At 39.1% G+C, this 11,635-nt stretch carries 7 protein-coding genes; all 7 read left to right on the top strand.

The features are described 5' to 3' along the window. Positions 1 to 435 precede the first annotated feature (435 nt). Positions 436 to 4,065, top strand: coding sequence for a DNA-directed RNA polymerase subunit beta (locus Q1K37_RS08050; protein ID WP_300411156.1), 3,630 nt, complete (start codon positions 436 to 438; stop codon positions 4,063 to 4,065). 32 nt (positions 4,066 to 4,097) lie between these two features. After that, positions 4,098 to 7,646, top strand: coding sequence for a DNA-directed RNA polymerase subunit beta' (gene rpoC, locus Q1K37_RS08045; RefSeq protein WP_300411155.1), 3,549 nt, complete (start codon positions 4,098 to 4,100; stop codon positions 7,644 to 7,646). Positions 7,647 to 7,727: 81 nt separating this feature from the next. Continuing rightward, positions 7,728 to 8,264: a TIGR01440 family protein gene (locus Q1K37_RS08040; RefSeq protein WP_300411153.1), complete on the top strand. Its 537-nt coding sequence runs from the start codon at positions 7,728 to 7,730 to the stop codon at positions 8,262 to 8,264. Positions 8,265 to 8,285: 21 nt separating this feature from the next. After that, positions 8,286 to 9,113 (top strand): energy-coupling factor transporter ATPase, encoded by an 828-nt coding sequence (locus Q1K37_RS08035; RefSeq protein WP_300411151.1) that lies wholly within the window; start codon positions 8,286 to 8,288, stop codon positions 9,111 to 9,113. After that, entirely contained in the window at positions 9,104 to 9,967 is an 864-nt protein-coding gene (locus tag Q1K37_RS08030) for an energy-coupling factor transporter ATPase (RefSeq protein ID WP_300411149.1), read from the top strand. Before Q1K37_RS08035 ends, Q1K37_RS08030 begins: the two co-directional genes overlap by 10 nt. Further along, positions 9,960 to 10,760, top strand: a complete 801-nt coding sequence (locus Q1K37_RS08025; protein ID WP_300411147.1) for an energy-coupling factor transporter transmembrane component T — start codon at positions 9,960 to 9,962, stop codon at positions 10,758 to 10,760. Before Q1K37_RS08030 ends, Q1K37_RS08025 begins: the two co-directional genes overlap by 8 nt. After that, positions 10,757 to 11,497 carry a tRNA pseudouridine(38-40) synthase TruA gene (gene truA, locus Q1K37_RS08020; RefSeq protein ID WP_300411146.1) on the top strand — a complete coding sequence of 247 codons (741 nt, stop codon included), beginning with the start codon at positions 10,757 to 10,759 and terminating at the stop codon, positions 11,495 to 11,497. The genes Q1K37_RS08025 and truA overlap by 4 nt, the downstream gene beginning before the upstream one ends. Positions 11,498 to 11,635: the final 138 nt, after the last annotated feature.

The raw sequence follows: 11,635 nt of genomic DNA, 5'->3' as shown, positions 1-11,635 counted from the left end.
ATTTTTCAATGCGTTTAAAGGTTTTGGTATGTATTCAACTGTCAAACTCCCGGGTTATTATTTTGGTAAGTCATGATTTAAAGACTATTGATTACACCTGTGACGAAAAACTTATATTAGACAAAGAAAAGAAAAACATAGTTTTCATTTAAAATAGGGGTTGATTTTCTCCAAGGAGGGTATTATAATAGATAACCTAAATTTTAATTGCAGTTTTCTTCCTTATATATTATAAGGGGGAGTTGGAGTTTTTTTAAAACAAGATACTTCAATTTTTGTTTTCGTGTTATAATAATTTAATCGAGGTTTTTCTTGATTTTCTTTTTATTTTATGTTACAATACTGGAATGTAATATTGGAAAATGGGTAAGTATGCTAAATTTATAAGGTTGGTATATTTACTTGTCTTTTTAATCATAGAGAGGTGGATCGCTAATGCACAAGGAACAGTATGGAACTACTGAAAGAGTTACGTACTCTCGTATTCAAAAAGTTCAAGATCTTCCAAATTTAATAGCAGTACAAAAGGATAGTTACAATTGGTTTTTAGAGGAAGGACTTAGAGAAGTTTTCGACGACATAAGTCCTATTTCTGACTATGCAGGTTCTTTAGTACTTGAATTCGTTGACTATTATTTGGAAGAAACTCCAAAGTATTCCCAACAAGAGGCCAAAGAAAGAGATGCTAACTACTCTTGTCCTTTAAAGGTAAAGGTAAGACTTATTAACAAGGACACTGGAGAGGTTAAGGAACAAGAGGTATTTATGGGAGATTTCCCAATGATGACAGACAGTGGTACTTTCATCATTAACGGAGCTGAAAGGGTAATTGTAAGTCAGCTTGTCAGATCTCCTGGGGTGTACTTTGCGCAAGAAATTGATAAGTCCGGTAATAAATTATTTTCATCTACTGTAATACCGAACCGTGGTGCTTGGTTGGAATATGATACTGATTCTAACGGAGTGATTAGTGTAAGGATTGACAGGACGAGAAAACTTCCTGTTACCACTTTGTTAAGGGCGTTGATTTATCCTACTGATGAAGAGATTATCGAAGCATTGGGAGATACTAAGGAGCTACAAGCTACTTTAGAAAAGGAAGTCTCCAACACTAGGGAAGAGGCAATGCTTGAGATCTATAGAAAGTTAAAGCCGGGAGATCCTGCTTCTTTGGAATCTGCTGAGCCTTTAATCAACAACTTGTTCTTTGACGCCAGAAGATATGATTTGGCGAAGGTTGGTAGGTATAAGTTCAACAAGAAGCTTTCCCTTGTAAATAGAATTACAGGAACTTACTGTGCTTCTGATGTTATAAATGAAGAAACTGGTGAGATCCTAGCTTCAGAAGGGGACTTTATAACTCCAGAACTTGCTTTGGAAATTGAAAATGCCGGCATCTACTTTATGGATGTAATGGTTGACGAGCAAAAGGTTAGAGTTATAAGCAATAGATTTGTCAGTTTAGACTCCTTTGGTCTGGATATGGACTTTTCTGATTTAAGACTTTCTGAAAAGGTGTACTATCCTAAGATGAAGGAAATTCTTGAAGAAAATGAAACTGATGAAGATATCTACAATGCGATTAAGGAATCCGTTGCTGAGCTTAGTCCTATTCACATAACCCCTCAAGATATCCTTGCAAGTATTTCCTATGAATTCAACCTATTTTATGGTGTTGGTGATGTTGATGATATCGACCATTTAGGAAATAGAAGGGTGAGAGCAGTTGGTGAGCTTTTACAAAATCAATTTAGAATAGGTCTATCTAGGATGGAAAGGGTGGTTAAGGAGAGAATGTCCACTCAGGACCCTGATTTGGCAACTCCTCAAGCTCTTATCAACATTAGACCTGTTGTTGCTTCTATTAAAGAATTCTTCGGTTCTTCTCAGTTGTCTCAATTTATGGACCAGACAAATCCATTGGCAGAGCTTACACACAAGAGAAGGATGTCTGCTCTTGGACCTGGTGGTCTTTCCAGAGATAGAGCAGGGGCTGAAGTTAGGGACGTTCACGACTCCCACTATGGTAGAATCTGTCCTATAGAGACTCCTGAAGGACCAAATATCGGTCTTATTACCTCCATGACTACCTATGCTAGTCTAAATGAATATGGTTTTATTCAAACTCCATATAGAAAGGTAGTAAATGGTAAGGTTACAAATGAAATTCATAAGCTTACTGCAGATCAAGAGGATTTATATATTATCGTTCAAGCAAATGAACCTTTGGACGAGGAAGGAAACTTAATAAACGAAAGGGTTCTTGGTCGTGGATACTATGGTGAAAATGACATATATCCTCGTGAGGAAGTTCACTATATGGACGTAAGTCCTCAACAGATCGTATCTGTAGGTACGGCTATGATACCTTTCTTGGAAAATGACGACGCTACTAGAGCTTTAATGGGTTCTAACATGCAAAGACAGGCAGTTCCTCTTTTAAAGACCGATGCACCTATTATCGGTACTGGTATTGAACATAGGGCTGCCAAGGACTCTGGTGTTGTAGTTGTAGCAAAATCAGATGGTGTTGTAACTAAGGTTTCCAGTGATGAAATCCAAGTTACTAGAGATTCTGACAAGAGGGTTGAGTACTATAGAATTTTAAAATTTAAGAGATCTAATCAAGGAACCACTTTCAACCAAAGACCTATTGTAAAACTGGGCCAAAAGATTGCGGCTGGTGATGTTCTAGCTGATGGTCCTAGTACGGAAAATGGTGAAATTGCCCTTGGTAAAAATATATTGATTGCATTTATGACATGGGAAGGTTACAACTTTGAGGACGCCATGTTATTAAATGAAAAACTAGTTATAGATGACGTTTTAACTTCTGTTCACATTGAGGAACACGAGAGCGAGGCTAGGGAAACTAAACTAGGCCCTGAGGAAATCACTAAGGATATTCCTAATGTTGGTGAAGATATGAGAAAAGACCTGGATGATAGGGGTATTGTTCGTATTGGAGCCGAGGTAACCAGTGGAGACATCCTAGTTGGAAAGGTAACTCCAAAGGGAGAAACTGAGCTTTCAGCAGAAGAGAGACTTTTAAGGGCGATATTCGGTGAAAAGGCTAGGGAAGTAAGGGATACATCCTTAAGGGTTCCCCATGGCGAGACTGGTATTGTCGTTGATGTAAAGGTGTATACAAGAGCAAATGGAGATGAGTTATCTCCTGGTGTTAACCAAGTTGTTAGGGTATATGTGGCTACTAAGAGAAAGATTCAAGTTGGAGACAAGATGTGTGGTCGTCATGGTAATAAGGGGGTTGTTTCCAGAGTTTTACCTGTGGAAGACATGCCTTATCTTGATGATGGAACTCCAATTCAAATCGTGTTAAACCCTCTAGGGGTACCTTCACGTATGAACCTTGGTCAGGTTCTTGAAGTTCACTTGGGTCTTGCGGCTAAGAAGCTTGGATGGAAGGTTGCAACTCCTGTTTTTGATGGTGCCAGCGACTTTGATATCCTAGAGGCACTTGAACAGGCAGGCTACCCTACAAATGGTAAGTTGAGGATTAGGGATGGTAGAACTGGTGAACCATTCGACAATCCTGTAACTGTAGGTTATATGTATATGCTGAAGCTACATCACCTTGTCGACGAAAAGATTCACGCTCGTTCAACTGGTCCTTACTCCCTTGTTACACAACAACCTCTTGGTGGTAAGGCACAATTCGGTGGACAAAGATTTGGTGAGATGGAAGTTTGGGCATTGGAGGCATATGGTGCTTCCCACACTCTTCAAGAGATCTTAACTGTAAAATCCGATGATATTGTGGGACGTGTGAAGACTTATGAATCCATTGTAAAAGGAGAAAATATCCCTGAACCGGGAATTCCTGAATCTTTCAAGGTGTTGATTAAGGAATTGCAATCTCTATCCTTGGATGTAAAATTACTTGACAGCAGTCGTGGAGAAATTCAATTTAAGGAAAATATTGACGATGTATTAGACTTTAATAGTGTTGAGTATGAAAAGGGCGAAGAGGTAGTAAATGACTTTGAAAAGAAAAGTGAGAATTCAAATTTAGGATTTTCCGTTATAGAGAAAGATGAAGATTAGAAGATTAGTGAGTTGATGAAGGGAGACACTCTTTGGAAGAATTAAATACTTTTGACTCAATGAAGATTGGTCTTGCTTCTCCTCAAAAGATCAGACAATGGTCTTATGGAGAGGTTAAGAAACCTGAAACTATAAATTATAGAACTCTAAAACCTGAAAAAGAAGGACTTTTCTGCGAAAAGATTTTCGGACCTACTAAGGACTGGGAATGTAATTGTGGAAAGTATAAGAGAGTTAGATATAAGGGCGTAGTCTGTGAAAAGTGCGGGGTCGAAATAACAAAGGCTAAGGTTAGACGTGAGAGAATGGGGCATATTGAACTTGCTGCCCCTGTATCCCATATCTGGTACTTCAAAGGTATTCCGTCTAGAATGGGACTTTTATTGGATATGAGTCCAAGAGCCTTAGAAAAGATCTTATACTTTGCAAGCTATGTTGTAATTGAATCAGGCGATACTGATATGTATGAAAAACAACTCCTTACTGAATATGAATACTCTGAAGCCTGTGAAAAATACACTGAAGGTGTGGACTTTAAGGCTGGAATGGGAGCGGAAGCAGTAAAGGAATTGCTTTTAAATATCGACTTGGATAAGGAATATGAAGAGCTAAAGGAAGAATTACAAGGTGCTACTGGTCAAAAGAAGATTAGAATCTTAAGAAGACTTGAAGTTGTAGATGCCTTTATTGAATCTGGTAATGATCCATCATGGATGATCCTTGAAGCCATTCCTGTTATTCCACCGGATCTAAGACCGATGGTTCAGTTGGAAGGTGGTAGATTTGCTACTTCCGACTTAAATGACCTATATAGAAGGGTTATCAATAGAAATAATAGATTGAAGAGACTACTTGACATTGGAGCACCTGAAATTATCGTAAGAAACGAGAAGAGAATGCTTCAAGAGGCGGTAGATGCTCTTATTGACAACGGTAGAAGAGGTAAACCTGTTACAGGACCGGGAAACAGACCTTTGAAGTCCCTTTCCGATATGCTTAAGGGTAAAACTGGTAGATTTAGACAAAACCTACTTGGTAAGCGTGTTGACTATTCTGGTCGTTCTGTAATTGTCGTTGGACCTAATTTGAAATTCTATCAATGTGGACTACCAAAGAAAATGGCCCTTGAGCTATTTAAACCTTTTGTTATGAGAGAGCTTGTGGTAAAAGGTGTTGCCCACAATATTAAAAATGCTAAGAAGATGGTGGAAAGAGAAAGTGACAAGGTTTGGGATATTCTTGAATCTGTCATTCAAGACCACCCTGTACTATTGAACAGAGCGCCAACTCTACACAGACTTGGTATTCAAGCCTTTGAACCAGTGTTAGTGGAAGGTAAGGCTATAAAACTTCACCCTCTAGTTTGTACTGCTTATAATGCGGACTTTGACGGTGACCAAATGGCTGTCCATCTACCACTTTCTGTAGAGGCTCAAGCTGAAGCAAGACTTCTTATGATGTCTACTAACAATATCCTTGCGCCTAAAGATGGTAGACCTATTACAACTCCATCACAGGACATGGTGCTAGGTGCTTATTACTTGACTGCTGACGGTGATGAGGAAGAGCTTGTTAGAAGTTACCAAGACTATGATGAGATGATTAGGGCCTATGAAAATAAGATTATTCATACCCATACCATTGTAAATGTAAGGATTAAGAAGGATGCTAATGACAGGGGAAAACTTGTAAAATCCACTGTTGGTAGATTTATATTCAATAGCGGTATTCCTCAAGATTTAGGATATGTGGACAGAAGTTCTGATCCTTATTCATTAGAGGTGGATAAAATCGTAGACAAGAAGACCCTTGGTAATATCATTGACCGTTGCTTTAGAAAGCATGGTAACATTGGTACTGCAAGACTTCTTGACTATATCAAGGAAACTGGATACAAATACTCCACCCTTGCTGCAATTACAATTTCCATGTCCGACGTAGAAGTTCCCACTGCTAAGGAAAGAATTTTGGAAGAAGCAGATGAGGAAGTAACTAAGTACGAAAAATTACTTAGAAAAGGTCTTGTTTCCGAAGATGAAAGATATGATTTTGTTATAGATATTTGGAATAAAACTACAGATAGAGTTACAGATGCATTACTAGAAGAGTTGGATCCTAGAAACAACTTGGCTATCATGGCAAACTCTGGAGCCAGGGGTTCAACTAACCAAATTCGTCAGTTGGCCGGAATGAGAGGTCTTATGTCCTCTGCTTCAGGTAGGACCATTGAAATTCCTATAAAGGCAAACTTTAGGGAAGGTCTTTCTGTGCAAGAGTTCTTTATTTCCACCCACGGTTCTAGAAAGGGACTTTCTGATACTGCCCTTAGAACTGCGGACTCTGGTTACTTGACAAGACGTCTTGTAGACGTTTCTCAGGATATTATAGTTAGAGACGAAGACTGTGGAACCGACAGATATATCGTTGCTAAGGACTTTACTGAAGGTAAAGAAGTCATTGAGGAAATGTCTTTAAGAATTGTCGGTAGAACTGCCTTTGAAGACATCTTAAACCTTGAAACCGGTGAGCTTGTAGTTCAGAAAAATGAAATCATCACCGAGGACATCGCTGAGAAGATTAAACAACTGGGTATAAAAGAAGTGAAGGTTAGATCAGTTCTTGGCTGTAAGTCTGTTCATGGGGTTTGTGCTAAGTGTTATGGTAGAAACCTTGCAACTGGTAAACCTGTTAATGTTGGAGAGGCTGTGGGTATAATTGCGGCTCAATCCATTGGTGAACCAGGAACACAGCTTACCATGAGAACTTTCCACTCCGGTGGTATTGCGGGAGTTGGAATCACTCAAGGTCTTCCAAGGGTTGAGGAGTTGTTTGAGGCTAGAAAACCTAAGGGACTTGCATATATCACAGAAATTGACGGTAAGGTGTCCATTGTGGACAATAAGAAGCGTCACGACATACTAGTGTCAGGAGATGACGGCGAAGAGAGAGTTTATGCTATTCCTTATGGTGCTAGAATCAAGGTTAAAGAAGGAGAATATATCGAAAAGGGAGATCTATTGACTGAAGGTTCCGTAAACCCTCATGACATTCTTGAGGTAAATGGACCAGAAGGCGTTCAGGACTATATTATAAAGGAAGTTCAAAAGGTTTATCGTCTACAAGGGGTAGACATTGATGATAAGCATATTGAAATTATAATAAAACAAATGCTTTCTAAGGTTAAGATAGAGGCTTCCAATGACTCTGATTTCCTTGAAGGATCTATGGTCAGCCTAAGAGAATTTGAGATTGAAAATGAAAGATTACTGGAAGAGGGCAAAGAGCCTGCAGATGGTACAAGGGTATTACTTGGTATTACAAAGGCATCCCTTGCAACTGAATCCTTCCTATCCGCTGCAAGTTTCCAAGAGACTACAAGAGTCTTGACAGAAGCTGCTATAAAGGGAAAAGAAGACGAACTTCTTGGACTTAAGGAGAATGTAATCATAGGTCAATTGATACCTGCAGGTACAGGTGTTAAAAAATACAACACTATCAATATTAACTACGAGGGTATGGCTGAAGAGGAAGCTGAAGTTACGGAAGTAATTGAAGACGAAGAAGCTGAAACTGTAGAATAGGTATAAGCCGGGCCTTTGGTCCGGCTTTTTTAGTAAATCGAGGAATTACAGTACTCGGTTAAGGAGTTTTAGGAGGAGACTATGGATAATTTAACAGATGAATTGAAGGCTGCATTTGAATCTTTGAAGGAACAAAGTGATTTTCAAGAGGGCAATATCTTAGTAGTTGGTTGTTCTTCCAGTGAGATTGTAGGAGATAGGATTGGAACTAACTCTGACTTGGATATTGGTCACGAGGTGGCTAAGACCATGTTGGAGCTTACTAACGAAAATGGACTGTTTCTAGCTGCACAAGGCTGTGAACATATCAACAGGGCCTTGGTGGTTGAAAGGGAATGTGCTTTAAAATATGGTTTTGAAATAGTTTCTGTGGTTCCACAAAAAAAGGCAGGAGGATCTTTTGCTACAGAAGTGTACAAGCTAATGAAGGATCCTGTATGTGTGGAATTTATAAAGGCCGATTATGGAATGGACATAGGACAGACCATGATTGGAATGCATATGAAACATGTGTGCATACCCGTTAGACTTAGACCTAATAAAGTAGGTAAGACAATCGTAACAGGTGCGAGAAGAAGACCTAAGTTAATCGGGGGAGAAAGGGCGAAATACGCTTAAATCTTATTAATTGGAGAGAGAATGGAAGAGATAATAATAGAGGTGGACAACCTAAGTTTTAAATATGATCCCAATGCAATCAAGTACACTTTGGAAGATATTAACCTGAAAGTGGCAAAGGGAGAGTTTATTGCAATATTGGGTCATAATGGTTCTGGGAAGTCCACCTTAGCAAAACTTATAAATGGACAAATGAATCCAACTAAGGGGGAAGTCAGAGTAAAAGGACTTTCTACAGCAAAGGAAGAAAATATCCTGGAGATTAGAAAAACCTGTGGTATGGTCTTCCAAAATCCCGACAACCAAATCGTTGCAACCATAGTGGAAGAGGACGTTGCCTTTGGGCCTGAGAATCTTGGAATCAAGATGCCACAACTTAGAGAAAGAGTTGATAAGGCGTTGGAAACTGTAGAGATGACCGAATACAAGAGACATTCCCCTGCCCTTTTGTCTGGAGGTCAAAAGCAAAGAGTTGCAATTGCAGGAATTTTGGCCATGGACCCGGACTGTCTGTTAATGGACGAACCAACTGCAATGTTAGACCCAATTGGTAGACAGGAGATTGTAAATACCATGCTTAAACTAAATGAAAAGGGAAGCACGATAATACTTATTACTCATTTCATGGAAGAGGCGATCTTAGCCGATAGAGTACTGGTTTTTAACGAAGGGAAAATAAGCATGGAGGGAAAACCGAGGGAAGTTTTTTCTGAATTTAACCAGATGAAAAAATTGGGTCTAGATGTGCCACAGGTAACAGAACTTGCCTTTAGATTAAATCAAGATGGTTTTGATATACCAAAGGATATTCTTTCGGTGGATGAAATGGTGGATGTGCTATGGAAATAGAATTAAAAAATGTAAGCTATGTATATAATCCGGACAATCCCTTTACAAAAGTGGCACTGGACAATATCAATTTAACAATTGGCGAAAATGAATTTATAGGAATCATTGGACATACGGGAAGTGGAAAGTCCACCTTGGTACAGCACTTAAATGCTCTTAATCTGCCAACTTCTGGGGATGTAATAGTAGATGGAATAAATACAAAAGAGGATAGCGAAAACAAGAGAAATATTAGAAAAAAAGTGGGTTTAGTCTTTCAATATCCAGAGTATCAACTCTTTGAAGAGACCATCTACAAGGACATTGCCTTTGGTCCTGGGAACATGGGTTGTTCTGAGGAGGAGATCGAAGAAAGGGTTAAGTGGAGCTGTGAGATGGTAGATTTGGACTTTGAGAGGACAAAGGAGGTTTCTCCCTTTGACCTGTCGGGGGGCCAAAAGAGAAGGGCTGCCATTGCAGGTGTATTGGCTATGAAGCCAAAGTTTTTAATACTTGATGAGCCTACTGCAGGCCTTGACCCAAGGGGAAGAGACGCCATTTTAGCAAATATCCACAGACTTTTTAAGGAACAGAACATGACCATCATCTTGGTTTCCCATAGCATGGAAGAAGTGGCAAGACTGGTAAATCGAATAGTTGTCTTAGATCAAGGCAAGATTTTAATGGACGGAAAGCCAAGGGAAGTCTTCTCCCAGTATAAAGAGCTTAGGGAAGTTGGCCTGGGAGTTCCTCAAATCACAGAGCTTATGATAAAACTCAAGGAAAAGGGACTAGATGTTCCCACTGATGTCTTGACGGTTTCTGAAGGAGAAGAGGCTTTGAAGGAGTTTTTGAGGAGGGAAAAAGATGTTTAAAGATATAACTTTAGGTCAGTATTTCCCTGGAAATTCCTTTGTGCATCGTCTGGACCCAAGGGTAAAGATATATGGACTATTTGTATTTTTAATATCCGTCTTTATTGTGAATAATCTATTGATGTATCTTCCTTTGGCATTTATCCTATGGGGAATTACCTACAACGCTAAAATTCCCGTAAGGCTTTTGTTAAAGGGAATCAAGTCCCTTAGATTTATCATCATCTTAACTTTTTTGATAAATATCTTTGCAACGCCAGGGGAAGTTTTGGTAAAGTTTTGGATACTTAATATAACGAGGGAAGGTCTTTACTTTGCAACCTTTATGGGCCTTAGGCTTATTTTTCTAGTAACTTCCAGTTCCTTGTTGACCTTGACTACATCTCCCATAGCCTTAACAGACGGTCTGGAAGCCATTATGAAACCTCTTTCTAAAATTGGGTTTCCTAGTCATCAGCTGGCCATGATGATGACCATTGCCTTAAGGTTTATTCCTACATTATTTGACGAAGCTACTAAAATAATGAAGTCCCAGTCGGCAAGGGGTGCTGACTTTGAGTCGGGAAATATCTTCAAAAGGGCTAAAAATCTAGTTCCCTTGCTAGTTCCACTATTCATCAACTCCTTTAGGAGAGCAGACGAATTGGCAACTGCCATGGAGGCAAGATGCTACCATGGAGGCGAAGGAAGAACCAGGTTAAACGAACTGCGATTTGACAGAAAAGATTATGTGACCATGCTCTTGATGACCCTCTTTTTGGCAGGCTACATCTTGGAGAGAGTACTTTTATGAAGAATATGAAGGTAACGGTGGCATATGACGGTTCTAACTATTTTGGATGGCAAAAACAAGATGGCTATAGAACTGTGGAAGGTCAGATATTAAAGGCGATAAAGTCTGTTACTAAAGAGGATGTAAAACTTGCAACAGCTGGTAGAACGGATAAGGGAGTTCATGCCTATGGCCAGGTCTTTAACTTTGAAGTTTTAGACAAATATAGTACAGACAATATTAGAAGGGGTATCAATTCCCATTTAGTAGATGATGAGATAGTAATACAAAAGGTGGAAGAGGTCCCGCCAGACTTTCATGCAAGGTTTTCTGCAAAGGGAAAGTATTATAGATATATTCTCAACAACAACAGACTTATGCATCCGATGTTTAGAAGATATAAGGGAAACACCATCTATGAGCTGGATGTAGAAAGGATGAAAGAAGGGGCGGAAATCCTAGTAGGACACCACGATTTTCAGTCCTTTACAAATTCGAAGCCAGATGAACCAATCAACACAAAGAGGACTTTAGATAGTATAAAAATCAGTCAAAAAGGCCATGACTTTATTTTTGATTTTGAATCGGAAAGTTTTTTAAGAAATATGGTTAGGATAATAGTAGGTTCACTTGTCGAAGTCGGTAGGGGTAAAAAAGACTTAGACTGGCTTAAAGAGGCATTGATAAGGACCAATAGAAAAGCTGCAGGTCCGACGATTTCGCCGGCAGGGCTTTATTTGATGAAGGTCTACTATTAGTCCTTTAGGGTAAATAATACATACCTGGATAAATCATAGATAAGGTATGTTAAAAACTAGAAAATAACAAAAGCATCGTATAGAACACAGGTTCATAAACGATGCTTTTTTAATGCCTTATTACAAGTTGTTAATTTT

Origin of the sequence: Lagierella sp. (genome assembly GCF_029983815.1) — a bacterium.
Lineage (GTDB): Bacteria > Bacillota > Clostridia > Tissierellales > Peptoniphilaceae > Mediannikoviicoccus.
This window is presented reverse-complemented; position numbering and strand designations above follow the sequence as displayed.